The organism is Roseateles sp. 22389, from assembly GCF_052044995.1.
Lineage (GTDB): Bacteria > Pseudomonadota > Gammaproteobacteria > Burkholderiales > Burkholderiaceae_C > Roseateles.
Map to the genome: position 1 here is coordinate 87177 of NZ_JBQEOF010000001.1, position 26067 is coordinate 113243.

Sequence of the window (26067 nt, forward strand, 5' to 3'; positions counted from 1 at the left end):
CATGAACGCTCCGGAGCACCTGACCGCCGCCGCGGCGGGCACCTACCAGCAGCTGTTCGAGGCGCGCGGCGAGCTCGTGGCCTTGCGCCGCGAGCTGCACACGATGCCGGAACTCGGCTTCGAGGAACACCGCACGGCGGCCCGCATCGTGCAGGCGCTCAAGGCCTGCGGCGTAGATGAGATCCACCAGGGCCTGGGCCGCACCGGCATCGTCGCGACCATCCATGGCCAGCCGGTGCCCGGCGCGGCGCCCGACGCCAAGCCGCGCCTCTTCGGCCTGCGCGCCGACATGGATGCACTGCCGCTGCGCGAGCAGAACGACTTTGCCTGGCGCTCGTCGACACCTGGTCTGATGCACGCCTGTGGGCACGACGGCCATTGCGCGATGCTGGTCGGCACGGCCCGCTACCTGGCGCAGACCCGGCGCTTCGCAGGCACCGCGGTGCTGGTGTTCCAGCCCGGCGAGGAGGGCTACGGCGGCGCGCGCGAGATGATCGCCGACGGCCTGTTCGAGCGCTTCCCGGTCGAGGCCATCTATGCGATGCACAACTGGCCGCATCTGCCTCCGGGCAAGATCGGCCTGAACCGCGGCGCGATGATGGCCGCGGCGGACCGGGTGACCATCACCATCCAGGGCCGCGGTGGCCATGGCGCGCATCCGCACCTGAGCGTCGATCCGGTGCTGATCGCCGGCCACGTGATCACCGCGGTGCAAAGCCTCGTGTCGCGAAACATCGCGCCGATCGAGCAGGCGGTGGTCAGCCTGTGCTCAATGCAGGCCGGCGAATCGAGCGCCTTCAGCGTGATCCCCGAGATGGCCCAGATCACCGGCACGGTCCGCAGCTTCAAGCCCGAGGTGCAGCAACTGCTCGAGGAGCGCATGACGCGGCTGGTCGAATCGGTGGCGCTGGGTTTCGGCGCGAGCGCCAAGGTCGACTACCAACGCCTGTATCCCGCCACCATCAACAGCGCGCCCGAAGCTGACTTCGCCGTGCGTGTCGCCCAGTCGCTGGTCGGTGCCGAGAACGTCGACGACAAGCTGGTGCCGAGCATGGGCTCCGAGGATTTCGCCTTCATGCTGCAGGCCCGGCCCGGCGCCTACCTGCGGCTGGGGCAGGGTGGTCCTTGCGGCCTGCACCAGCCACGCTACGACTTCAACGACGAGATCCTGCCGCTGGGCTCCGCGCTGTTCGCGGCGCTGGTGGAGCAGGGCCTGCCTCTCCCGCCGCATTGAGCGGACGCCGCGCGTTCCGCTCGCCATCGATCCGACAGCCCGCTGCCCGCATTCCCGAATGACCGCCTCACTTCCCCCTTCGCCGGCCTCCGGCGCGCCGGCTGCCCGGCCGCCCAACGCGCTCAGCCGCTTCTTGGACGGCGACGTCTGGCACTCCTTCACCCACTCGCCGACGGCGATGGTCGCCGCCTTCGTGGCCTTGTGCTGCGTGGTCTGCGCGCTCTTCGCGACCTGGATCGCGCCGCACGATCCCTTCGACCTGTCCGCGCTCGAGCTGATGGACTCGCGCCTGCCACCGGCCTGGATCGAGGGCGGTTCCAGCAAGTACCTGCTGGGCACCGACGACCAGGGCCGCGACCTGCTCTCCGCGATCATGTACGGCGCCCGCATCTCGCTGCTGGTGGGGGTGGCGTCGGTGATCCTGTCGATGATCATCGGCGTCGGGCTGGGACTGCTGGCCGGCTTCGTCGGCGGCAAGGTCGATGCCTTCATCATGCGTATCTGCGACGTGATGCTGTCCTTCCCGTCCATCCTGATCGCGCTGCTGATCGACGGGATCGGCCGCGTGGTCTTCAAGGACGCGCACGACACGCTGGCCTTCGCCGTGCTGATCCTGGCGATCGCGCTGACCGGCTGGGTGCAGTACGCGCGCACGGTGCGGGGCTCGACGCTGGTCGAGCGCAACAAGGAATACGTGCAGGCCGCGCGCGTGATCGGCGTCAAGCCGCTGGCGATCATGTGGCGGCATGTGCTGCCCAACGTCACCGGGCCGGTGCTGGTGCTGGCGACGCTGCAGGTGGCGTCCGCGATCCTGACCGAGGCGACGCTGTCCTTCCTCGGCGTCGGCGTGCCGCCGACCAGTCCGTCGCTGGGCACGCTCATCCGCATCGGCAACGACTTCCTGTTCTCCGGCGAATGGTGGATCACCATCTGGCCGAGCGCGATGCTGGTGTTGATCGCGCTGTCGGTGAACCTGCTTGGCGATTGGCTGCGCGACGCACTCAATCCCCGCCTGCGCTGATGCTTCGATGGACGGCCCCATGACCGCAGCTCTCCTGCAAGTCCGCCACCTGCGCGTGGAATTTCCGACCCGGCGCGGCACGCTGCTGGCGCTGGACGACGTGTCCTTCGACATCGCGCCGGGCGAGGTGCTCGGCGTCGTCGGCGAGTCCGGCGCCGGGAAGTCGCTGACCGGCTCCGCGATCATCGGTTTGCTCGAACCGCCCGGGCGCATCGCTGGCGGCGAGATCCTCCTCGAGGGCAAGCGCATCGACAACCTGCCCGCCGACCAGATGCGGCGGATCCGCGGGCGACAGATCGGCGCGATCTTCCAGGATCCGCTCACTTCGCTGAACCCGCTGTACACGGTGGGTCGCCAGTTGGTGGAGACCATCACGACCCACCTGGGGCTGACGGCCAAACAGGCACGCGCCCGCGCGATCGAGTTGCTGGCCGCGACCGGCATTCCGGCGCCCGAGGCTCGGGTGGACCAGTACCCGCACCAGTTCTCCGGCGGTATGCGGCAGCGCGTGGTGATCGCCCTGGCGCTGGCGGCGGATCCGAAGCTGATCGTGGCGGACGAGCCGACGACCGCGCTGGACGTCTCCATTCAGGCGCAGATCATCGCCTTGCTCAAGCGGGTATGCCGCGAGCAGGGCGCGGCGGTGATGCTGGTCACCCACGACATGGGCGTCATCGCCGAGACCTGCGATCGCGTGGCGGTGATGTACGCCGGGCGCGTGGCCGAGATCGGTCCGGTGCAGGAGGTGATCCATCGCCCCGGCCATCCCTACACCTCGGGCCTGATGGGCTCGATCCCGGCGATGGACGAGGACCGCGAGCGGCTGGTGCAGATCGACGGCTCGATGCCTCGCCTCAATGCGATCCCAACCGGCTGCGCCTTCCATCCGCGCTGCCCGAAAGCCTTCGATCGTTGCCATCAGCAGCGCCCTGAACTGATGAAGGCCGCCGCCACCGACGCGGCCTGCTGGCTGCACGCGGCTGACCTGGCCACGGTGCAGGGAGGTGTTGCATGACCGTGATGACGGAGACGTCCCACCTGATGGACGCCAATGCGGCGGCGACGACGCCCGGTACCGCGCTTGTCGAGGTGCGCGAACTGGCCAAGACCTTCGACGTGTCGGCCCCGTGGCTGAACCGCGTGGTCGAGCGCAAGCCGCGGCAGTTCGTGCATGCGGTGGACGGCGTCAGCTTCACGATCGAAAAGGGCCGCACGCTCGCATTGGTCGGCGAGTCCGGGTGCGGCAAGAGTACCGTCGCCCGCCTGCTGGTCGGCCTGTACACCCCGACCCAGGGCGAAGTGCGCTTCGACGGCGAGGACATCGCGACCACGCTGAAAGGCCCGAAGGCACTGGCCTTGCGACGCCGGATGCAGATGATCTTCCAGGACCCCTATGCAAGCCTGAACCCGCGCTGGAAAGTGCAGGACATCGTCGCGGAGCCGCTGCGCGAGCACGGCCTGGTGCGCGATGCCGATGGACTCAAGCGCCGCGTCGGCGAGTTGCTGCAGTCCGTGGGTCTCTCGCCAGCCGACGCGGAAAAGTTCCCGCATCAGTTCTCCGGCGGGCAGCGGCAACGCATCTCGATCGCCCGGGCACTGGCCACGGAACCAGAGTTCCTCGTCTGCGACGAGCCCACCTCGGCGCTCGACGTCTCAGTCCAGGCGCAAGTCCTCAACATCATGAAAGACCTGCAGCGCAAGCAGGGACTGACCTACCTCTTCATCTCCCACAACCTCGCCGTGGTGCGGCATGTCGCAGACCAGGTCGGCGTGATGTACCTCGGCCGGCTGGTCGAACAGGCAGACAAGCGCGCACTGTTCGCCACGCCGCGCCATCCGTATACCCGCATGCTGCTGGACGCGATTCCCGACATCCACATGTCAGGACGGGCGCGGACACCCGTTCAGGGAGAAGTGCCGAATCCGCTCAATCCCCCCAGCGGGTGCAGCTTCCATCCGCGGTGCCCGCATGCGAATTCGCGCTGCAGTGCGGAGCGGCCGAAGCTGCTGGCACTCAACGGCGTTCGGGTCGCTTGCCATGCGGTGGAGGAGGGGAGGATCTGATGACCGGGGCCTACTTCGGCTGGTGAGCGGCGTGGGCAGGGCCGGGGCCGGCGACTCCCGTCGTGCCTCAGGCGCTCAACTCCCGCCGCTCGCCTGCGGCTCGCTTTGGTCAGACAGAACGCGCCCAGTCAGTCTGGACGGCACGACTTCGTCGCCGGCCCCGGCCCTGCCCACGAAGTGAGAACGAGGACTTCGGTGAGGGCGGGAGCACTTCGACTGTGGCGGTGGGGTCAGTTCGGGGCGCTGGCGGCGGAGGCGGCAGGCTGCGCGGGAGCGGCGGCGGCCGCGGGCGGATGCTTGGCGTGCTGGGGGAGTTGCAGCGGGCGTTTCTGGCCGCAGGCCGTGAGGGCCAGGGCGGCGCACAACATCAAGGTCGTCAGGGCCTTGGGGGCGCCACGACGAGCGGGTCGGCAGGCTGCGCCTACACTTCGCGTCTTCACGTTCTTCATGGGCTCGCAGTCTAGCGAGTCCGCTTCCCGCTGCACATGACCGCCACCCCGCTGACCGACGCCGAATACGACGCACGCACCGACGCCGTGCTGGCCAGCATCGAATCCACCGTCGACGCCTGGCTCGACGACGACGTCATCGACGTCGACCAGCATCGGACCGGCGGGCTTCTGGAACTGCAGTTCCCGGATCGCAGCAAGATCGTCGTGAACACGCAGCCACCGCTGCACGAGCTCTGGCTCGCGTCGCGTCGCGGCGGCTACCACTTCAAATTCGTCGACGGCCAGTGGCGCGATACCAAGGACGGCCAAGAGTTCTTCACCCGGCTGTCCGAGGAAGCCTCCCACCACGGCGCCAAGGCGCTGAAGTTCATCGGCGTCTGACGGCCCACCCCGGGATGCCGGCGACGCAAGGCCCGGCATGAGCACAGTCCCGCATGAGTGCACAGCCCGGCATGAGCCCGGCATGAAAAAGGCGCCCCGCGGGGCGCCTTCGCACTTGAGGGCGGCCAAGCCGCTCAGCGCTTGAAGAGGTCGAGGATGCTCTTCTTCTCTTCCTCGGTGCCGGACGTCGGCACGTGCTCCTCGTTGCCGAGCGCCTTCACCCCGTTGTTGTTGGTGAACTCGTCGTAGAACCACTCGCCATTGACGTTGACCACCCCTTCGGGTGGCTGGATCTCCTGCACCGGGGTGTTGCGCAACGCGTACTGCATGAACTCGATCCACACCGGCAGCGCGAGTCCGCCGCCGGTCTCGCGGTCGCCCAGCTTGCGAGGCTGGTCGTAGCCGATCCAGACGACCGAGACCAGGTCCGGCTGGAAGCCCGCGAACCAGGCGTCCATCGAATCGTTGGTCGTGCCGGTCTTGCCGTAGATGTCGGGCCGCTTGAGCGTGGCCTGCGTGCGCGCCGCCGTGCCGCTGCGCGCCACCTCCTGCAGGAGGCTGTCCATCAGGAAGGCGTTGCGCGGCTCGATCGCGCGCTGCGAATCCTCGAAGGGCTTCGCTTGCTGCTGATACAGCACGCGCCCGGCGTGGTCGGTGATGCGCTGCACCAGTTGCGGCGCGATCCGGTAGCCGCCGTTGGCGAACACCGAATACGCCTGCGCCATCTGCATGGGCGTCACCGAGCCGGCGCCCAGTGCCATCGTGAGGTAGGCCGGGTGCTTGTCGGCATCGAAACCGAAGCGTGTGATCCAGTCCTGCGCGTACTTGACGCCCACTGACTGCAGCACCCGGATCGACACCATGTTCTTGGACTTGGCCAACGCTCGCCGCAGCGGCATCGGGCCATCGAACTGGCCGTCGTAGTTCTTCGGCTCCCAAGGCTGGCTGCCCGTCGTCGTGGCGTCGAAGAACAGCGGACCGTCATTGACGATGGTGGCGCCGTTGAAGCCCTTTTCCAGCGCCGCCGAATAGATGAACGGCTTGAAGCTCGAGCCGGGTTGTCGCCAGGCCTGCGTGACGTGGTTGAACTTGTTCTTGTTGTAGTCGAAGCCACCGACCAGCGCGCGCACGCTGCCGTCCTTCGGACTGAGCGCCACCATCGCGCCCTCGACTTCCGGCAACTGGGTAATCGTCCACTCGTCCTTGTTGTTCTTGACCAGCTTGATCACACGGATCACTGCGCCGCGTCGGATGCGCGTCTTGGGATTGCCCTTCTCGGACAGGCCGGAGGTCGCCGGCTTGAGGCCATCGCCGGTGATCGTCACCGACTCACCGCTCTGCAGCGCCGCCACGACCTGCTTGGGGCTGGCTTCCAGCACCACGGCCGCCAGCAACTCGTCATTGGCGGGGTGATCGGAAAGCGCCTCGGCAATCCGGGTGTCCAACTCCTTGGGGTCGGCCGGCAGGTCCACGTAAGCCTCGGGACCGCGATACACCTGCCGCCGCTCGTAATCCATGATGCCGCGGCGCAGCGCCCGGTAGGCGCGCTCCTGTTCGTCGGCATGCAGCGTCAGGTAGACGTTCAGGCCGCGGGTGTAGGCCTCGTCGCCGTATTGGCTGAAGATCAGTTGGCGGGCCAGCTCGGCCACGTACTCGGCGTGGCTGGCCGCTTCCTGCGGCGGGCGGATGCGTAGCTTTTCAGCCTTCGCCTGGGCGTGCTGCTCGGGCGTGATGAAGCCCATTTCCAGCATCCGGTCGATGATGTATTGCTGGCGCAACACTGCGCGGCGCGGATTGTTGATCGGGTTGTAAGCAGATGGTGCTTTCGGCAACCCGGCCAGCATCGCGGCCTCGGCGATCGACAGATCCTTGAGCGGCTTGCCGAAATAGACCTCGCTGGCCGCCGCGAACCCGTAGGCCCGGTGTCCCAGGAAGATCTGGTTCATGTAGATCTCGAGGATCTTCTCCTTGGGCAGCGCGCTCTCGATCTTCAGCGCCAGCAGGATCTCGTAGATCTTGCGGGTGAAGGTCTTCTCGGTGGAGAGGTAGAAGTTGCGGGCCACCTGCATCGTGATGGTGGACGCCCCCTGGCTCTTGGACTCGCTGACGTTGGCCAGGCCGGCACGGATCACGCCCAGGTAGTCCACGCCGCCGTGCTGGTAGAAGCGCGCGTCCTCGATGGCCAGGATCGCGTCCTGCATCACCTTGGGGATCTCGCGGATGTCGGAGTAGCTGCGGCGCTCCTCGCCGTACTCGGCCAGCAACTGACCCTCGCTGGAGAGCACGCGCAGCGGCAGCTTGGGGCGGTAGTCCGTCAGCCCGCTGATGTCGGGCAACTGCGGATAGGCAATCGCCAGGGCCATGCCCACCAGCAACACCACCGCGCCCGCGCCGGCCAGGATCAGCCCGACCAGCCATCCCAGCGCTCGAACGAACCAGGGCCGCCGGGTTTTGTCTCCCCCCTTGGCCTTCTTGCGGGGGGAGCCGCCCTTGTCTGGCTTGGAAGCGGCGCCCTTGCCGGCATCGGAGGGGGCGTCGAAGGAGGGTTCGTTGTCGGAGGAATGCTTCGAGGGCATGGCCGGAGTGTGCAATCTTGCGTGCCTGGCCGCGCCCTATCAGGGCCTCTACGGGTGACGATGCGGGCCGCGAGCGGCGATTATAGGAACGGCCTCGGAGCCGGCCCGACGCGTCCCGGACCACCGCCCTTGACTGTTACAGGAGTTGTCGGGACTTTCGCGGACACTGCGCGGCTGCCTTTTCCTCCCCGCGAGACATCCCTCACAAGGTGGTCGAAAGGGGAATTGGGCAAAGCGGAAATCTGCCGCGAAACCGTACGGAATGGGGTGTCGAAAGAGCATTTTTCGACGCTTTACCACCCCTCGGTGGCGTGTATGTTACGCAACGCTGCGTTACTTGCTGTGACCGCTTTGCCTTGGGCTGACAAAGGCTTTGCTGATAGCATTCAAGTAACTTATTAACAAACCGGCGCATGAGCGGCGCGTTGGGGGAACGCATCATGGGGCTGTTGGATCTACTGCGCGGACGTGCGCATCCACCCATGATTGGCCTGGACATCTCATCGTCCAGTGTCAAGCTTGTGGAATTGAGTCAAAACTCGAGTGGCGAATACGTTTTGGAACGTTTCGCGACCGAGCCATTTGAAAAGGGCTGGATTACCGACGGCCAGATCGAGAAATTCGACGAGGTCGCGGACGCAGTCCGGCGGGTGGTCACCCGCAGCGGCAGCCGCACGCGGCAGGCCGCGCTGGCGATGCCGCAGAGCTCGGTGATCACCAAGAAGATCATGCTTCCCGCGGGGCTCCGCGAGGAAGAACTCGAGCTGCAGGTCGAGGCCGAAGCCAACCAGTACATCCCGTTCTCGCTGGACGAGGTGTCGCTGGACTTCTGCGTCATCGGCCCCAGCCCCACGTCGGTGGGCGACGTCGAGGTGCTGATCGCCGCGTCTCGCAAGGACCGCGTGCAGGATCGGCAGGCGCTCGCGGAGGCCGCCGGCCTCAAGCCCGTCGTGCTGGACATCGAGTCGCATGCTTCCCGCATGGCGGTGGGTCGGCTGGTCGAGACGCTGCCCAACGAGGGCAAGGACGCGCTCGTCGCGCTGTTCGAGATCGGCGCCGACACCACCTCGCTGAAGGTGCTGCGCGACGACGAAATGCTCTACGACCGTGACCAGGCCTTCGGCGGTTCGCAACTGACGCAGCTGATCTCGCGCCAGTACGGCTTCTCGTTCGAGGAGGCCGAGCAGAAGAAGCTCAGCGGCGAAATGCCTGATGACTATGAGCCCCAGGTGCTGACCCCGTTCGTCGATTCCCTGTCTCAGGAGATCGGCCGGGCGCTGCAGTACTTCTTCACCAGCACCCCGCACCACAAGGTGCACTACGTGATGCTGGCCGGCGGCACCGCCACGCTGCCGGGCCTGAAGGAACGGGTGACCGAACTGACCGGCTTTGCCTGCATGGTGGTGAACCCGTTCGAGAACATGGTGCTCGGGTCCGCGGTGCGCGAGTCCAAGCTGCGCCGTGAAGCCCCTGCGTACCTGACGGCCTGCGGCCTCGCCATGCGGAGGTTCTTTCAGTGATTCTGATCAACCTGCTCCCGCACCGCGAGGAGAAGCGCAAGCGCCGCAAGGCCGCGTTCTTCGTCGGGCTGGGAATGTCCTTCGTCGTCGGTCTGCTGATCGCCGCGTTCATCTACCTGCTGTTGCAGCAACTGACCGCCGCCCAGGCGGAGCGCAATGACTATCTGAAGGCCGAGATCACCAAGCTCGACACGCAGATCAAGGACATCGCGACGCTGCGCGCCGAGATCGAGGCACTGCGTGCCCGCCAGCGCGCGGTGGAAAACCTTCAAAGCGATCGCAACACGCCGGTTCACCTGCTCAACGAACTGGCCCAGTTCACGCCGGAAGGGGTGTTCCTGCAGTCGGTGCGTCAGACCAACAAGGTCGTCGTGATCGCCGGCGTGGCCGCGTCCAATGAGCGCGTGTCCGAGATGCTGCGTAATCTCAGCCGTGCCGAGTGGGTCGAAGCGCCGGATCTCGTCGAGATCAAGGCCGCTCCGATCAACCCTCGCGATCCACGCCGCCTCTACGATTTCTCGATCAAGGTCGGCATCAAGAGCGCGAATCCCGAAGCCGCCGCGGGCGCGGCCAGCGGCGCCGGCGCTGCGCCGAAGAAGTCGTGAGGACCCCATGGCAACGTTGAAAAACCTGGACCTCAACGCCTGGTTCGCGGACTTCTCCAGCCAGTTCCAGAACCTGAACATGCAGGAGCCCGGCCAGTGGCCGCCGGCGCCGCGTTACGTGTCGTTCATCGTGGTGGCGCTGCTCACCGTCGTGCTGGGCTGGTTCGCGGTGCTGTCGGACGAGCAGTCGGCGCTCGACGCCGAGCGCGAGAAGGAACCGCAGCTCAAGGAAGACTTCAACAGCAAGCTGACGCAGGCCGTGAACCTGCCGGAGCTGCGCAAGCAGAAGAGCCAGGTTGAGGAATACGTCCTGCAGCTCGAGAAGCAGCTGCCCGGCAAGGCCGAGATGGATGCGCTGCTGTCGGACATCAACCAGGCCGGTCTGGGCCGCGGGCTCCAGTTCGAGCTGTTCCGTCCGGGCGGCATCGTCATGCGCGACTACTACGCCGAGCAGCCGATCGCGATCAAGGTGACGGGCCGCTATCACGACATCGGTTCGTTCACCGCGGACGTGTCCAACCTGTCCCGGATCGTGACGCTGCACGACATGTCGATCCTCGCGCCCGGAGCGACCGGCGGACAGAACGCGCCGCCGCGCACCGACACCAACGCGACCCTGACGATGGAAGCCACCGCGCGGACCTATCGCTACCTCGACCCCAACGAGGTCGCGGAGCAGAAGAAGGCTGCGGCGGCCGCGGAGAAGAAGAAATGATGCGCCTCGTTCGCTCTTCCGACCGCACGCGAGGCCTGCTGGGTCTCGTCCTGGTCGGTGCCGCCCTGGCGGGCTGCTCCGCTGGAACCGACGAACTGCAGCAGTGGATGGACGAGCAGCGCCAGCAGACGCGCCCGACCGTCAAGCCGCTGACGCCGCCCAAGACCTTCCAGCCGCAGCGCTATGAGGCGCTCGCGGTGGTTGACCCCTTCAGCACCCAGAAGCTGACGGTGGCGCTGCGGCGCGAGGCGGCGCAGCCCAGCTCGCTGCTGGCGGCCGAGATGAAGCGCCGTCGCGAGCCGCTGGAAGCCTTCCCGCTGGACAGCATGGCCATGGTCGGTAGCGTCTCGCGCGAGGGTCGTCCTTACGCGCTGCTGCGGGTCGACAACCTGCTGTATCAAGCCCGGGTCGGTGATTACCTGGGCCAGAACTTCGGCCGCATCACCAAGATCAGCGAGACCGAAATCACGTTGCGAGAAGTCGTCCAGGACGCTGCGGGCGAATGGATTGAACGCACCAGTACTCTCCAGCTTCAGGAGCAGGGACGATGAAGAACACTGTTGTGGAGAACGCTTCGATGAGCGTCCAGACGAGGGAACGAGCCGGGCGCGCCAAGCGCTGGCAAGCATTGGCCTGCGCGATGAGCCTGGCGGTGCTGATGCCGGTGCAGGCCTGGGCCCAGAACATGATCCGGTCGATCAGTTCGACCCAGCAGGGCGGCGCCGACATCGTGCGCATCGAGCTCGCGAAACCCCTGACCGAACTGCCGCGCGGCTTCGCCGTGCAAGCGCCGCCGCGCATCGCGCTGGACCTGCCGGGCGTCTCCAACGGCATGGGCCGCAATGCGGTCGAGATCAACTCCGGCAACATGCGCTCCGCCAATGTGGCGCAAGCCGGCGACCGCAGCCGCGTCGTGCTGAACCTGCGTCAGGCGAGCACCTACCGCGCGCAGCTGCAGGACAACTCGCTGCTGATCTTCCTGGATGCAGCGCCGTCGGCCGCGACGGCCGCCGCCGCGGGCCCCGCCACGGCGACCACCGAGCCGGTGCATTTCGCGCCGAGCCAGAACGCGACAGCTCAGGCACTTCAGGACATCGACTTTCGCCGCGGCAATGACGGCGCCGGGCGCGTCGTTGTGAACCTGCCGAGTAGCCAAGTTGGCGTGGACATCCAACAGCAAGGCCAGACCCTGGTGGTCGAGTTCCTGCGCAGTGCGCTTCCGGAACGTCTGCGTCGCAAGCTGGACGTGACTGACTTCGGGACGCCCGTGCAAACGGTGACGGCCACCCAGCAGGGCGACCGTGTACGTCTGGTCGTCACCCCTAAGGGATCGTGGGAGCACAGCGCCTACCAGAGCGACAACCAGTTCGTGCTGGAAGTGCGGCCCCAGAAGGTCGACCCGAACAAGCTGACGCAAGGTCCGGGCTACAGCGGCGACAAGCTGAGCCTGAACTTCCAGAACATCGATGTGCGCGCGCTTCTGCAGGTCATCGCCGACTTCACCAACTTCAACGTGGTGACCAGTGACACCGTCACGGGCAACGTGACCCTGCGACTCAAGGACGTACCTTGGGACCAGGCGCTAGACATCATCCTGCAGGCCAAGGGGCTGGGACTGCGTAAATCCGGAAATGTGCTGTGGATCGCGCCGAAGGAAGAGCTGGCCAACAAGGAAAAGGCCGAGCTTGAGGCGAAGCAGGCCGTGGCCCAGTTGGAGCCGCTGCGCACGCAGTCCTTCCAGATGAACTACACAAAGGCCGAGGAAGTGGCCAAGGGCCTGACCGGGCAGAACAACCAGGGCGGTAGCAGCACGAACACGTCGCGCATCCTCTCGCCGCGTGGCAGCGTGATTTGGGAGACCCGCACGAACCAGCTGTTCGTCAGCGACATTCCGTCCAAGCTGGAAGAGATCCAGGCGCTGATCGCCAAGATCGACGTGCCGGTGCGTCAGGTGCTGATCGAGGCCCGCATCGTCGAGGCCGACGACAAGTTCGGCCGCGCGCTGGGTGTGAAGCTGGGCGCCTCCGACCTGCGGGGCCGCCAGGGCGGCATCCCGGGCTACAACGTCGGTGGCAGCAACTACGTGACGATTGGCGGCAATTACTCCGCGGTCGGATCGCAGACCAACCAGCAGACGAGCTACAACTACAACGACTCGCAGTTCGTCAACCTGCCGGCGAATGTCTCAGGTGACGCCTTCGGCGGTGCGACGGCGGCCAACTTCGCGCTGTCGCTGTTCAGCGCCACGGCGAACCGGTTCCTGAACCTGGAGATCTCCGCGCTGGAGGCCGATGGCCGCGGCAAGGTGGTGTCGAGCCCGCGCGTCGTGACGGCGGACCAGACCAAGGCGCTGATCGAGCAGGGCGAGGAAATCCCGTATCAGCAGTCGACCTCCAGTGGCGCGACCTCGATCACCTTCAAGAAGGCCGTGCTGAAGCTGGAAGTCACGCCGCAGATCACGCCGGAAGGGAACGTCATCCTGACGGTGGACGTGAACAAGGACAGCCGCGGCACGCTGACCCCCCAGGGCTATGCGATCAACAACAAGCATGTGCAGACGCTGGTGCTGGTCGAGAACGGCGGCACGGTGGTGATCGGCGGCATCTACACGCAGGAAGACCTCGAGACCGAAAACAAGGTCCCGTACCTGGGCGATATCCCGCTGCTGGGCAATCTGTTCAAGAACAAGTCGCGCAGCTCGGCGAAGACGGAATTGCTGATCTTCATCACGCCGAAGGTGGTGAGCGATCGCGTCACGGCCACGCGCTGATCGTGGCGGCGCCTCGGGCGCCGCTTCGCCGCAACGGCCGTCATGAACCAAAGGGCGTTCGCGTGAGAAATGCCGCCACAAGAGCCGGAAAGGGCCGGCGGCGCGAGCGCATATCAGAGAGGATGCCGCGGCCAGAACAAATGCTGCGGACGCAGGAGTAGCAAGACATGAAGCGAATCGAACAAGTGGCCGGCGCCGGCAACGGGATGACGCGCGGCGCCGCCCGCCTGATGCTGACGGCCACGATGGTGGCCGTGCTGGCCGCTTGCGGCGGCGGTGGTGGCGGTGGTGATGCCGGCACCCCGGTGGTGGGCGGTGGCGGCACGGGCGGCGGTGGCACCACGCCGGTCACCACGCCGACGATGACCTTGGCTTTGTCCTCGTCGACGGTGACCGCGAACGCGCCGGCCACGGTGACCGCTTCGCTGCGGACCGCCACTGGCGCTCCGATCCCGGGCACGGTGGTGACGTTCGCCACCACCGGCAATCTGGGCAAGTTCGAGCCGGCCTCGGCACTGACCAATGACAGCGGCGACGCGACGGTGACCCTGTCTCCGGCCAGCGCCACCAGCACCGGTGCCGACACGATTACCGCGACGGCAAGCGTCAACGCGGCCAGTGTGACGGCGAGCGCCGGCTTCCAGCTGGCGGCGACCAACGTCACGATCACCTCGCTGACGTCGGACCTGGCTTTGCCTGCGCTCCCGCCCAACGGTGAAACCACGCTGACGGTGGCGCTGTCCTCGTCCGCGATCGGTACGCCAGTGAACGTGTCGTTGACGTCGGCGTGCGTCATCGCCGGCCGCGGCACCTTGACGCCTGCCAGCAGCGTGACGACGAGCACCGGCGTGGCGACGTTCCGATTCCGCGACAACAGCTGCGGCAGCTTCCAGAACACCGACACTTATCAGGCGACCATCGCCGGCAGTGCCGCCACGCAGTCCTTGTCGCTGAATCTGGGCAAGCCCTCGGCTCAAAGCATCCAGTCAACCAGCAACTCGACCCAGACGATCTACCTGAAGGGATCGGGCTACACCGAGTTCGCGAACGTGACCTTCCGACTGGTGGACGCCAGCGGCAACGGTGTGCCGAACCAGCCGATCGACCTGACCGCCAACATCTGGTCCGGTGGTCTGACGCTGGATGGTGCAACGCAGACGACGATCACCAAGAACACCGACAACAACGGCGACGTGGTGGTGCGGGTCAATTCCGGCACGGTGCCGACACCGGTGCGGGTGTCCGCGACCCTCAAGGGCACGTCGATCTCCACCGTGTCCAGCGCGCTGTCCATCGCGGTCGGTTTGCCTTCGCAGCTGAACTTCTCGCTGGCTCAGGGGACGATCAACATCGAAGGCGGCAGCCGTGACGGCACGGCGAACACCTATTCGATCATCGCGTCCGACCGCCTGGGCAACCCGGTGCCGGACGGAACGGCAATCAACTTCGTGTCGGAAGCTGGCCAGGTGGTGAACACGGTGTTCACGGCCAAGGACGCCAGTGGCATCTCGCGCGCCACGTCGAACTTTGTTTCGTCGGAACCGCGCCCGGCGGACGGCCGCGTCACGGTGCTGGCGTATGCGCTGGGTGAAGAGTCCTTCATCGACCAGAACGGTAACAACGTCTACGATGCCGGCGAGCAGTTCCAGAACCTCGGCTCGGTGTTCCTGGACCGCCTGTACAACAACCACTACAGCAACACCGATCAGTTCATCAAGCAGAACGACAGCACCGGGACCAACGTCTGCACGAATGACCCGAACAACGTGCTGACGCAGCCGGCTACCTCGCTGTTCAGCTTCTCCGCCTACACGCCGTATGTGCCGAACACCTGCGATGCGGGCCAGGGCAAGGCTTATGTCCGTCGTGCGGTGGAGACGGTCTTCTCGTCTTCGACGGCTGGCATCGTCTGGGGTCTGAAGGCGCCGGACAACCTGCGCGGTACCTGCCCGGACAAGCGTGAACTGATCGACTTCGGTGCCTTTGGAGAGGAGCCCAAGGGCAGTGGTCTGTACGGCTACTACCGCGACGCGAATAACGTCGTGCAGCGTTCGACCTGGCTGGGCTATTCCCAGGACGAAGCGGCTCGCCCCAACCTCCGTCAGGTGGCTCCGGTGGGTACGGGCGTCGTCTATTCGGGCGGCGCGTCGAGCCTGTCGCTGTTCTTCTTTGTCAGCGACAACAATCCGGTGGCCTTCAATCCGATGCCGGCAGGCACCAAGGTCACGGCGACCGGCAGCGATGGTCTGACGGTCACGGTCCAGGCCGGTGCCACCACGCCGAGCACGTCATATCCCACGGGCGCATCGATCGATGTCAAGTTCGCGGACACCACTGCGTCCGGCACTGTGTACATCACGGTTACTTCGCCCAGCGGTACTGGGGTGACGTTTGCGCAGAACGTGGCCAAGGCCGCTGTCCCCGGAACTCCAGCAGCGTGCAACTGACGTTGAGCCTGGTCGGCATGCCCGGTGGTGGCAAATCCACCGTCGGTCGACTGCTGGCCAGACAGCTCGACATGCCTTTCGTCGACTCCGACGCCGAGATCGAAAAGGATCTCGGTGGCGAGTCGATCAAGGACTACTTCGCCCGTCAGGGCGAAGCGTCGTTTCGGGACCTCGAATCGCGCGTGATCGCGCGCTTGCTCGAGGGCGCGGGAGCGCACCGGGAAATGATCCTGGCCACCGGCGGCGGCGCGGTGCTGCGCGAGATCAATCGCGAACGGCTCAAGGCGCATTCGACAGTCGTGTACCTTCGCTCGTCGCCTGAAGAACTCTTCCGTCGGCTGAAGCACGACACCCAGCGGCCGCTGCTGCAAGTGTCCAATCCGCTGGCGAAGCTGCGCGACCTCTATGGCCAGCGCGATCCCCTCTACCGCCGTTGCGCGCACTTCGTGCTCGAGTCGAGCCGCCCGTCGGTGCATGGGCTGGCCAACATGATCCTGATGCAGCTGGAACTCGCGGGTCTGATCGACCCGGCCCGGGTGGCGGCGACCGTGGGGGCAAGCGAGGCCCCGTACACTTCCGGGAATGACCGCTCCGCTTCCTGATTCCACGTCTTCCGCGGCGGCGTCGGCCGCCGGTGCGACCACGGTCGCCATCGATCTCGGCGATCGCCGCTACGACATCCAGATCGGCCCCGGACTCTTCGACGACGCGTCGACCTGGTCCGGCCTGCCGCGCGCGGCCGTCGCGCTGATCGTCACCAATGACACCGTCGCGCCGCTCTACCTCGAACGCCTGAAGCGCCAGCTGGCGCCGCATTACAAGCAGGTCGAGTCGGTCATCCTGCCGGACGGGGAGCAGCACAAGAACTGGGCCTCGCTGGACCGGGTCATCGATCACCTGCTCGCCGTTGCGGCCGATCGCAAGACGGTGCTGTACGCACTGGGCGGCGGCGTGATCGGCGACCTGACCGGCTTCGCGGCCGCCATCTACATGCGCGGCGTGCCCTTCGTGCAGGTGCCGACGACCTTGCTGGCGCAGGTCGATTCGTCGGTGGGCGGCAAGACCGCGATCAACCACCCGCGCGGCAAGAACATGGTCGGTGCGTTCTACCAGCCGGTGCGTGTGGTGGCCGATCTCGACACGCTGGATACCCTGCCCGATCGCGAGTTGTCCGCCGGGCTGGCGGAGATCATCAAGTACGGACCGATCGCCGATGCGAACTTCCTCGACTGGATCGAGCGCCACCTCGACGCCCTGCTCGCACGCGACAAGTCAGCGCTGGCTCACGCGGTCAGGCGCAGCTGCGAGATCAAGGCCTGGGTCGTCGGCCAGGATGAGCGCGAGAGCGGCCTGCGCGCGATCCTGAACTTCGGCCACACCTTCGGCCACGCGATCGAGACCGGCCTCGGCTACGGCGAGTGGCTCCACGGCGAAGGAGTGGGCTGCGGCATGGTGCTGGCGTCCGAGTTGTCGGCACGACTGGGCTTGATGCCGCCAGCATTCGTCGACCGGATGACGCGCCTGCTCGAGCGCGCCCGGCTGCCGGTGAAGGCGCCGCGGATGCCGATCGAGCGCTGGCTCGAACTGATGCGCGTCGACAAGAAGAACGAGGGCGGCGAGATCCGTTTCGTCGTCATCGAGTCCCTGGGCAAGGCCGGCCTGCGGGGCGCCCCCGATGCGCTGGTGGCCGAGGTGATCGAGGCCCACACCGAGCCCGGACAACGCTGAGAAGCTCAACCCACGATGACGATGCTGCGCGCGCCCTATGCCTCCGATCCCGCGCGCAGCCGCGGTCGCCGTCATCCCGAGGCGCCGGCGCCGACCCGCAGCGAATTCCAGCGCGATCGCGACCGCATCGTCCACAGCACCGCCTTCCGTCGGCTGGTCTACAAGACGCAGGTCTTCCTCAACCATGAAGGCGACCTGTTCCGCACCCGGCTGACCCATTCGCTGGAGGTGGCGCAGCTGGGGCGTTCGATCGGGCGCAGCCTGGGCCTGGACGAGGACCTCATCGAGACCGTCGCCCTGGCGCACGACCTGGGCCACACGCCTTTCGGTCACGCGGGCCAGGACGTGCTGAACGACTGCATGAAGGCGCATGGCGGCTTCGAGCACAACCTGCAGTCGCTGCGCGTGGTCGACAAGCTGGAGCAGCGGTATCCCGCCTTCGACGGGCTGAACCTCAGCTTCGAGAGCCGCGAGGGCATCCTCAAGCATTGCAGCCGTCGCGACGCGGAACGGATCGAGCAGCGTGAACCCGGCGGCGTCGCCGCGCGCTTCCTCCATGGCGGCCAGCCGAGCCTGGAGGCGCAACTCTGCAACCTGGCCGACGAAGTCGCCTACAACGCGCACGATGTCGACGACGGCGTGCGCTCGGGGCTGGTGACCCTGGAGCAGCTCGAAGAGGTGGCGCTGACGCATCGCTATCTGCGGGAGACGCTGTCGGCTTATCCGGACCTGACCGGCAAGCGACTGCTCGCGGAGACCATCCGCCGAATGCTGTCCCAGCAGGTCTACGACGTCATCGACGCCACGCGCAGCGCCATCGAGGCCGCCGCGCCGGCCGACGCCGAGGACGCCCGCACCAAGGGCCCGCTGGTGCGCTTCAGCCCCGACATGCGGCAGGCCAGCACCGAGCTCAAGCGCTTCCTCTTCAAGAACCTCTATCGCCATCCGGCGGTCCAGGCGCAGCGCGACCGCGCCGAGCAGGTGCTGCGAGAGCTGTTCCAGATCTACCTCACCGATCCTGGCCGGCTGCCGGCGGATTTCGCGGATGGCGAGGACCACGCCCGCGCCTGCGCCGACTACATCGCCGGCATGACCGACCGGTTCGCGCTCAGGGAGCATGAGCGGCTCACCGGCAAGCGTCTCATCGCGGCCTGATCCACGTCGGCGAATGCCGCCTCCGGCGGCTGCGAATGCTCGATCGACAGCCGGCGCCATAATTGGGGACAGACTTCCGTCCCCACCATGGCAAGACTCCCTCGGCTGGCGCTCGCCGGCCATCTGCATCACCTGATCCATCGCGGTCACAACCTGCAGCCGATCGTCGTCGACGACGAAGATCGCAAGGCCTTGCTGGCGGCGCTGCAGGACAGCGCCGCGACGCACAAGGTGGCGATCCACGCCTACGTCGTGATGCCGAATCACCTGCACCTGTTGGCCACGCCTTCCACGGCGGACGGCCTGAGCCGCATGATGCAGGCGCTCGGGCGACGTTACGTGAGCGCCTTCAACCTCCGCCACGGCCGTGTGGGCACCTTGTGGGAAGGCCGTTTCCGTGCGGCGCCGCTGGAGGCGGACACTCACCTGCTCGCAGTCATGCGCAGCATTGAACTGAACCCGGGACGCGCGGGGCTGGGCGATCCCGGCGACTACCCGTGGTCCTCCGCCGCGCACCATCTCGGTCACCGGCGCGACCCTCTGATCAGCGACCCGCCCGGCTTCTGGGCCCTGGGCAATACCCCATTCGAGCGCGAACTGGCTTGGCGTCGGTGGTTGGAGGAGGGCGAAACCGAAACCGAGCGCCAGAAGCTGATCGACTCCGCGCTGAAAGGGTGGCCGCTCGGATCGGCACGCTTCCTGCAACTGCTGGGCGAATTGAGCGAGCGCCCGATGAGTCCGCGCCCCCGCGGTCGGCCTCGCAAGGTGAAGCCGGGGGAGGCAACATGATCATTTCCTATCTGTCCCCATTTAATAGGCTCGCGCCCGCAACGCATCCTGCAATTCGAGACTGACCCCATTTAGTTATGCTTGTGCCATGCCGGCACGCGCCTTAACCTGCGCGGGTTTCGTTTTCGAGAGTTCAGGAGGCCACCGATGTCGGCAGCTCAAGATCCGCGCGCAGCGCAATCGTCGTCCCCCGCCACGACCGCCGACGCGGTTTCCGCCACGCTGCCGACGGCCGGCCCGTCCGCGACCGAGATCCGCGAGCTGGCCGCCCATGGCCTGTACAACGGCGCCAACGAGAAGGACGCCTGCGGCCTGGGCTTCGTGGCCCACATCAAGGGCCAGAAGGCCCACCACATCGTCCAGCAGGGCCTGAAGATCCTGGAGAACCTGGACCATCGCGGTGCGGTCGGCGCGGACAAGCTGATGGGTGACGGCGCCGGCATCCTGATCCAGATCCCCGACGAGTTCTATCGCGCCGAGATGGCCCGGCAGGGCGTCACGCTGCCCCCGCCGGGCGAATACGGCGTCGGCATGATCTTCCTGCCCAAGGAGCACGCCTCGCGCCTCGCTTGCGAGCAGGAACTCGCCCGTGCGATCAAGGCCGAGGGCCAGGTGCTGCTGGGCTGGCGGGACGTGCCGGTGGACCGCGACATGCCGATGTCGCCGACCGTGCGCGAGAAGGAACCGATCATTCGCCAGATCTTCATCGGCCGCGGCCCGGACATCATCGTCCCCGACGCGCTCGAGCGGAAGCTGTACGTGATCCGCAAGACGGCCTCCAGCGCGATCCAGGCGCTCCATCTGACGCACAGCCGCGAGTACTACGTGCCGTCGATGAGCTGCCGCACCGTCATCTACAAGGGTCTGCTGCTGGCCGACCAGGTGGGCAAGTACTACCGCGACCTGGCCGACCCGCGCGTGGTTTCCGCGATCGCGCTGGTGCACCAGCGCTTCTCGACCAACACCTTCCCCGAGTGGCCGCTGGCCCACCCGTACCGGATGGTGGCCCACAACGGCGAGATCAACACCGTCAAGGGCAACTTCAACTGGATGCGCGCCCGCGAAGGCGTCATGAAGTCGCCGGTGCTGGGCGACGACCTGAAGAAGCTGTACCCGATCAGCTTCGAGCACCAGTCCGACACAGCCACCTTCGACAACGCCATCGAGCTGCTGACGATGTCGGGCTACCCGCTCGCGCACGCCGCGATGATGATGATTCCCGAGGCCTGGGAGCAGCACGAGTGGATGGACGAACGCCGCCGCGCGTTCTACGAGTACCACGCCGCGATGATGGAGCCGTGGGACGGCCCCGCCGCCATGGTCTTCACCGACGGGCGCCAGGTCTGCGCCGCGCTGGACCGCAACGGCCTGCGCCCGGCCCGCTACTGGGTCACCGATGACGACCTCGTCGTGCTGGCCTCCGAATCCGGCGTGCTCCCCATTCCGGAATCGCGGGTGGTCCAGAAGTGGCGCCTGCAGCCCGGCAAGATGTTCCTGATCGACCTGGAGCAGGGTCGCATCATCGACGACGAGGAACTGAAGACGCAGTACGCGAACGCGCGTCCCTACCGCCAGTGGATCGAGAACGTGCGGGTCAAGCTCGACGAGATCCCCGCGCCGGAAGCGGCCGCGCCGGTGTTCCCCGCTTCGCTGCTGGACCGCCAGCAGGCCTTCGGCTTCACCCAGGAAGATGTGAAGTTCCTGCTCGCGCCGATGGCCGCGAACGGCGAGGAAGGCATCGGTTCGATGGGCAACGACAGCCCGCTGGCCGTGCTGTCCGATAAGAACAAGCCGCTCTACAACTACTTCAAGCAGCTGTTCGCGCAGGTCACCAACCCGCCGATCGACCCGATCCGCGAGGCGATCGTGATGTCGCTGAACAGCTTCATCGGTCCCAAGCCCAACCTGCTGGACATCAACGCGGTGAACCCGCCGATGCGCCTGGAGGTGACGCAGCCGGTGCTGGACTTCGCATCGATGGCCCGCCTGCGCGCGATCGAGCATCACACCAACGGCAAGTTCAAGCCTTACGAGCTCGACATCACCTACCCGCTGGACTGGGGCCGTGAGGGCGTGGAGGCGCAGCTGGCCTCGCTGTGCGCTGAAACCGTGGACGCCATCAAGGGCGGCCACAACATCCTCATCATCACGGACCGGCACCTGAGCGCGAACCGGGTCGCCATCCCGGCGCTGCTGGCGCTGTCGGCGGTGCACCACCACCTGGTCCGCGAGGGCCTGCGCACCACCTGCGGCCTGGTCGTCGAGACCGGCACGGCACGCGAGGTCCACCATTTCGCGGTGCTCGCGGGCTTCGGTGCCGAAGCGGTCCATCCCTACCTCGCGCTGGAGACGCTGCAGGCGATGAGCGCGGAGCTGCCGGCGGCGCTGTCGGCCGACAAGGCGATCTACAACTACATCAAGGCGGTGGGCAAGGGGCTGTCGAAGATCATGTCCAAGATGGGCATCTCGACCTACATGTCCTATTGCGGCGCGCAGATCTTCGAGGCCATCGGCCTGAAGTCCGACTTCGTCGCGAAGTACTTCCGCGGTACGCCGACGCAGGTCGGCGGCATCGGCGTGTTCGAGGTCGCCGAGGAAGCGCTGCGGCTGCATCGCGCCGCGTTCGGCGACGACCCGGTGCTGGAGCACATGCTGGACGCCGGCGGCGAATACGCGTGGCGCACCCGCGGCGAGGAGCACATGTGGACCCCCGACGCGATCGCCAAGCTGCAGCACAGCACGCGCTCGGGCAAGTTCGACACGTACAAGGAATATGCCCAGCTGATCAACGACCAGAGCCGCCGCCACATGACGCTGCGCGGCCTGTTCGAGTTCAAGTTCGACCCGACCCAGGCGATCCCGCTCGAGGAGGTCGAGCCGGCCGCCGAGATCGTCAAGCGCTTCGCCACCGGCGCGATGTCGCTGGGCTCGATCTCGACCGAGGCGCACGCGACGCTGGCCGTCGCGATGAACCGCATCGGCGGCAAGAGCAACACCGGCGAGGGCGGCGAAGACCCGGCGCGGTATCGCAACGAGCTCAAGGGCATCAAGATCACGGCCGGCACGAAGATGTCGGACGTCGTCGGCAGCAAGGTCGTCGAGGTCGATTACGAACTGCAGGACGGCGACTCGATGCGCTCGCGCATCAAGCAGGTCGCGTCGGGCCGCTTCGGCGTCACGACCGAGTACCTGGTCAGCGCCGACCAGATCCAGATCAAGATGGCCCAGGGCGCCAAGCCCGGCGAGGGCGGGCAACTGCCTGGCGGCAAGGTCACCGACTACATCGGCTTCCTGCGCCATTCGGTGCCGGGCGTGGGTCTGATCTCGCCGCCGCCGCACCACGACATCTATTCGATCGAGGACCTGGCGCAGCTGATCCACGACCTGAAGAACGTCAACCAGCGCGCCGACGTCTCGGTCAAGCTGGTCTCGGAAGTCGGCGTGGGCACGATCGCGGCGGGCGTGGCCAAGGCCAAGGCCGACCACATCGTGATCGCCGGCCATGACGGCGGCACCGGCGCGTCGCCGTGGTCGTCGATCAAGCATGCCGGCACGCCGTGGGAACTGGGCCTGGCCGAAGCGCAGCAGACGCTGGTGCTGAACCGCCTGCGCGGCCGCGTCCGCGTGCAGGCCGACGGCCAGATGAAGACCGGCCGCGACGTCGTCATCGGCGCGCTGCTGGGCGCCGACGAGTTCGGCTTCGCGACCGCGCCGCTGGTGGTCGAGGGCTGCATCATGATGCGCAAGTGCCACCTGAACACGTGCCCGGTCGGTGTCGCGACGCAGGATCCGGTGCTGCGCAAGAAGTTCAGCGGCAAGCCCGAGCACGTCGTCAACTACTTCTTCTTCGTGGCCGAGGAAGCGCGCCAGATCATGGCGCAGCTGGGCATCCGCAAGTTCGATGAGCTGATCGGCCGCGCCGACCTGCTCGACACGAAGAAGGGCATCAGCCACTGGAAGGCCAAGGGCCTGGACTTCACCCGCGTCTTCCATCGCCCGGAACTGCCGGCCGACGTGGCCCGCCTGCACAACGATCACCAGGACCACGGCCTGGACCGCGCGCTGGACGTCAAGCTGATCGAGAAGTGCCTGCCCGCCTTCGAGAAAGGCGAGAAGGTGCGCTTCATGCAGGAAGTGACCAACGTTCGCCGTACGGTGGGCGCGATGCTGTCGGGCGAACTGATCCGCCGTCGTCCGGAAGGACTCGAGGACCAGACCATCTTCATCCAGATGGAAGGCACGGGCGGCCAGAGCTTCGGCGCCTTCCTGGCGCCCGGCATCACCTTCTACCTGATCGGCGACGCCAACGACTACACCGGCAAGGGCCTGTCCGGCGGCCGCGTGGTGGTGCGCCCGTCGATCGACTTCCGGGGTGACGCGACGAAGAACATCATCGTCGGCAACACCGTGCTGTACGGCGCGACCAAGGGCGAGGCCTTCTTCCGCGGCGTCGCGGGCGAGCGCTTCGCGGTGCGGCTGTCCGGCGCGACCGCGGTCGTCGAAGGCACGGGCGACCACGGCTGCGAGTACATGACCGGCGGCACCGTCGCCGTTCTCGGCAAGACCGGTCGCAACTTCGCCGCCGGCATGAGCGGTGGCATCGCGTACGTCTACGACGAGGATGGCCAGTTCGCCAAGCGCTGCAACACGGCGATGGTCTCGCTGGACAAGCTGCTGCCCGCGCACGAGCAGGAAGCCACGATGGACAAGGCGATCTGGCACAAGCTCGGCGATGGTGAGGCCCGCACCGATGAGGCGATCCTCAAGAAGCTGATCGAGGATCACCACCGCTGGACCGGCAGCCAGCGCGCCCGCGACATCCTGGACCACTGGGCCGAGTCGCGCGCCAAGTTCGTGAAGGTGTTCCCGACGGAGTACCGCCGCGCGCTGGGCGAGCTGGGTGCCGCCAAGGAAGCTGCCGCGACGATCGCCCACGCCAAGGCGCCCGCCGCCAAGGCCAAGGTCTGATCCGTCGCATCGAAGTCGCAAGAGATTCAGGAATTCAGGAGCGAGCCGCCATGGGAAAAGTCACCGGCTTCATGGAGTACGAACGTCTGGAAGAGGGCTATGAGCCCGTCGAGGCGCGTCTCAAGAACTACAAGGAATTCGTCATCGGCCTGAACGTCGAGCAGGCGAAGCAGCAGGGCGCCAGATGCATGGACTGCGGGACGCCGTTCTGCAACAGCGGCTGCCCGGTCAACAACATCATTCCGGACTTCAACGACCTGGTGTACCGGGGAGGCGATGCCGACTGGAAGAGCGCCATCGCGGTGCTGCACTCGACCAACAACTTCCCCGAGTTCACCGGCCGCATCTGCCCCGCCCCCTGCGAGGCCGCCTGCACGCTCAACGTCAATGACGACGCGGTGGGCATCAAGTCGATCGAGCACGCGATCATCGACCGCGCCTGGGCCGAGGGCTGGGTGCCGCCCAGACCTGCGAAGGTCAAGACCGGCAAGACGGTGGCGGTCGTGGGTTCCGGCCCGGCCGGCCTGGCCGCGGCGCAGCAGCTGGCGCGCGCGGGTCACAGCGTCACCGTGTTCGAGAAGAACGATCGTGTCGGCGGCCTGCTGCGCTACGGCATCCCCGACTTCAAGATGGAGAAGAGCCACATCGACCGTCGCGTCCAGCAGATGGAAGCGGAGGGTGTGGTGTTCCGCACCGGCGTGATGGTCGCCCACCTGCCCGAGGGATCCAAGGTCACCAACTGGGCCAAGGATGTGGTCACGGCCGATGAACTGACCGAGAAGTTCGATGCCGTGCTGCTCGCCGGTGGCGCCGAGCAATCGCGCGACTTGCCGGTGCCGGGCCGCGACCTGGCCGGCGTGCATTTCGCGATGGAGTTCCTGCCGCAGCAGAACAAGGTCAACGCCGGCGACAAGCTGAAGAACCAGCTGCGCGCCGACGGCAAGCACGTCATCGTGATCGGCGGTGGCGACACCGGCAGCGACTGCGTCGGCACCAGCAACCGCCACGGCGCCAAGAGCGTCACCCAGTTCGAGCTGATGCCGCAGCCGCCGGAGGTCGAGGATCGGCCGCTGACCTGGCCCTACTGGCCGATCAAGCTGCGCACCTCGTCCAGCCACGAGGAAGGCTGCGAGCGCGAATTCGCGATCGCGACCAAGGAATTCCTCGGCGAGAAGGGCAAGGTCACCGGCGTGAAGACGGTGCGCGTGGAGTGGTCCAACGGCAAGATGGTCGAGGTTCCGGGCAGCGAGCAGGTCCTGAAGGCGGACCTGGTGCTGCTGGCGATGGGTTTCGTCAGCCCGGTCGCGTCGATCATCGACGCCTTCGGCGTCACCAAGGATGCGCGCGGCAACGCCAAGGCGACCACCGATTTCAACGGCGGCTACAAGACGAACGCAGCGAAGGTGTTCGTGGCCGGCGACATGCGCCGCGGCCAGTCGCTGGTGGTCTGGGCCATCCGCGAAGGGCGCCAGGCGGCACGCTCGGTCGATGAGTTCCTGATGGGGGACAGCGCGTTGCCGCGTTGATCAGTCGGATCCATAAAGCGAAAACCCGCTGTCGTGAGACAGCGGGTTTTTTCATGCCCACGGAGCCGTAGCGAGCGGCTGGCAAGACGAAAAAAAGCCCGGCAGGTAGCCGGGCT

General features: G+C 66.6%; 19 protein-coding genes. 17 read left to right on the forward strand and 2 right to left on the reverse strand.

What is annotated here, in order from left to right:
• The first annotated feature begins 1 nt into the window (after window position 1).
• The 4 genes from ACTJKJ_RS00385 to ACTJKJ_RS00400 are packed head-to-tail and all read left to right on the forward strand — an operon-like array spanning window position 2 to window position 4319.
• Complete coding sequence (locus ACTJKJ_RS00385; protein ID WP_440819280.1) at window positions 2–1234, forward strand: M20 aminoacylase family protein; 1233 nt, start codon at window positions 2–4, stop codon at window positions 1232–1234.
• A gap of 58 nt (window positions 1235–1292) precedes the next feature.
• Complete coding sequence (locus tag ACTJKJ_RS00390; protein ID WP_091727247.1) at window positions 1293–2255, forward strand: ABC transporter permease; 963 nt, start codon at window positions 1293–1295, stop codon at window positions 2253–2255.
• A gap of 19 nt (window positions 2256–2274) precedes the next feature.
• On the forward strand, window positions 2275–3270 hold the full coding sequence (locus ACTJKJ_RS00395; protein ID WP_091731539.1) for an ABC transporter ATP-binding protein: 996 nt from the start codon (window positions 2275–2277) through the stop codon (window positions 3268–3270).
• Between the two features lie 26 nt (window positions 3271–3296).
• On the forward strand, window positions 3297–4319 hold the full coding sequence (locus tag ACTJKJ_RS00400; protein WP_091731543.1) for an ABC transporter ATP-binding protein: 1023 nt from the start codon (window positions 3297–3299) through the stop codon (window positions 4317–4319).
• Window positions 4320–4549: 230 nt separating this feature from the next.
• Here the strand turns inward: ACTJKJ_RS00400 and lptM are convergent, their stop codons facing one another.
• A complete protein-coding gene (lptM, locus tag ACTJKJ_RS00405; RefSeq protein WP_440819281.1) occupies window positions 4550–4924 on the reverse strand; it encodes an LPS translocon maturation chaperone LptM in 375 nt (124 codons plus the stop codon).
• Between lptM and cyaY the strand changes: the two genes are divergently transcribed.
• Window positions 4820–5152, forward strand: coding sequence for an iron donor protein CyaY (cyaY, locus tag ACTJKJ_RS00410; RefSeq protein ID WP_440819553.1), 333 nt, complete (start codon window positions 4820–4822; stop codon window positions 5150–5152). The genes lptM and cyaY overlap by 105 nt on opposite strands.
• A gap of 134 nt (window positions 5153–5286) precedes the next feature.
• Here the strand turns inward: cyaY and ACTJKJ_RS00415 are convergent, their stop codons facing one another.
• The gene (locus ACTJKJ_RS00415) at window positions 5287–7728 is read right to left on the reverse strand and encodes a penicillin-binding protein 1A (protein WP_297384228.1); all 2442 of its coding nucleotides are present in this window, start codon (window positions 7726–7728) and stop codon (window positions 5287–5289) included.
• A 440-nt stretch (window positions 7729–8168) separates the two neighbouring features.
• Between ACTJKJ_RS00415 and ACTJKJ_RS00420 the strand changes: the two genes are divergently transcribed.
• From ACTJKJ_RS00420 to ACTJKJ_RS00475, 12 genes are all read left to right on the forward strand, one after another.
• Window positions 8169–9248: a pilus assembly protein PilM gene (locus ACTJKJ_RS00420; protein WP_091731533.1), complete on the forward strand. Its 1080-nt coding sequence runs from the start codon at window positions 8169–8171 to the stop codon at window positions 9246–9248.
• Between the two features lie 74 nt (window positions 9249–9322).
• Entirely contained in the window at window positions 9323–9853 is a 531-nt protein-coding gene (locus tag ACTJKJ_RS00425; protein ID WP_321170197.1) for a PilN domain-containing protein, read from the forward strand.
• Window positions 9854–9860: 7 nt separating this feature from the next.
• A complete protein-coding gene (locus ACTJKJ_RS00430; RefSeq protein ID WP_183482532.1) occupies window positions 9861–10568 on the forward strand; it encodes a type 4a pilus biogenesis protein PilO in 708 nt (235 codons plus the stop codon).
• Window positions 10568–11119, forward strand: a complete 552-nt coding sequence (locus ACTJKJ_RS00435) for a pilus assembly protein PilP (RefSeq protein WP_147239785.1) — start codon at window positions 10568–10570, stop codon at window positions 11117–11119. The genes ACTJKJ_RS00430 and ACTJKJ_RS00435 overlap by 1 nt, the downstream gene beginning before the upstream one ends.
• A 26-nt stretch (window positions 11120–11145) precedes the next feature.
• Complete coding sequence (gene pilQ, locus ACTJKJ_RS00440) at window positions 11146–13338, forward strand: type IV pilus secretin PilQ (RefSeq protein WP_297384320.1); 2193 nt, start codon at window positions 11146–11148, stop codon at window positions 13336–13338.
• A gap of 167 nt (window positions 13339–13505) precedes the next feature.
• Window positions 13506–15785 (forward strand): hypothetical protein, encoded by a 2280-nt coding sequence (locus ACTJKJ_RS00445; RefSeq protein ID WP_297384223.1) that lies wholly within the window; start codon window positions 13506–13508, stop codon window positions 15783–15785.
• Window positions 15776–16387: a shikimate kinase gene (locus ACTJKJ_RS00450; RefSeq protein WP_440819282.1), complete on the forward strand. Its 612-nt coding sequence runs from the start codon at window positions 15776–15778 to the stop codon at window positions 16385–16387. Before ACTJKJ_RS00445 ends, ACTJKJ_RS00450 begins: the two co-directional genes overlap by 10 nt.
• Complete coding sequence (aroB, locus tag ACTJKJ_RS00455; RefSeq protein WP_440819283.1) at window positions 16368–17513, forward strand: 3-dehydroquinate synthase; 1146 nt, start codon at window positions 16368–16370, stop codon at window positions 17511–17513. Before ACTJKJ_RS00450 ends, aroB begins: the two co-directional genes overlap by 20 nt.
• 21 nt (window positions 17514–17534) lie before the next feature.
• On the forward strand, window positions 17535–18668 hold the full coding sequence (locus ACTJKJ_RS00460; protein ID WP_147239795.1) for a deoxyguanosinetriphosphate triphosphohydrolase: 1134 nt from the start codon (window positions 17535–17537) through the stop codon (window positions 18666–18668).
• Between the two features lie 87 nt (window positions 18669–18755).
• Window positions 18756–19457, forward strand: a complete 702-nt coding sequence (locus ACTJKJ_RS00465; RefSeq protein WP_297384217.1) for a transposase — start codon at window positions 18756–18758, stop codon at window positions 19455–19457.
• 147 nt (window positions 19458–19604) lie between these two features.
• A complete protein-coding gene (locus ACTJKJ_RS00470) occupies window positions 19605–24425 on the forward strand; it encodes a glutamate synthase-related protein (protein ID WP_297384215.1) in 4821 nt (1606 codons plus the stop codon).
• A gap of 50 nt (window positions 24426–24475) precedes the next feature.
• Window positions 24476–25951, forward strand: coding sequence for a glutamate synthase subunit beta (locus ACTJKJ_RS00475; RefSeq protein WP_091727211.1), 1476 nt, complete (start codon window positions 24476–24478; stop codon window positions 25949–25951).
• The last annotated feature ends 116 nt before the right edge of the window (window positions 25952–26067 follow it).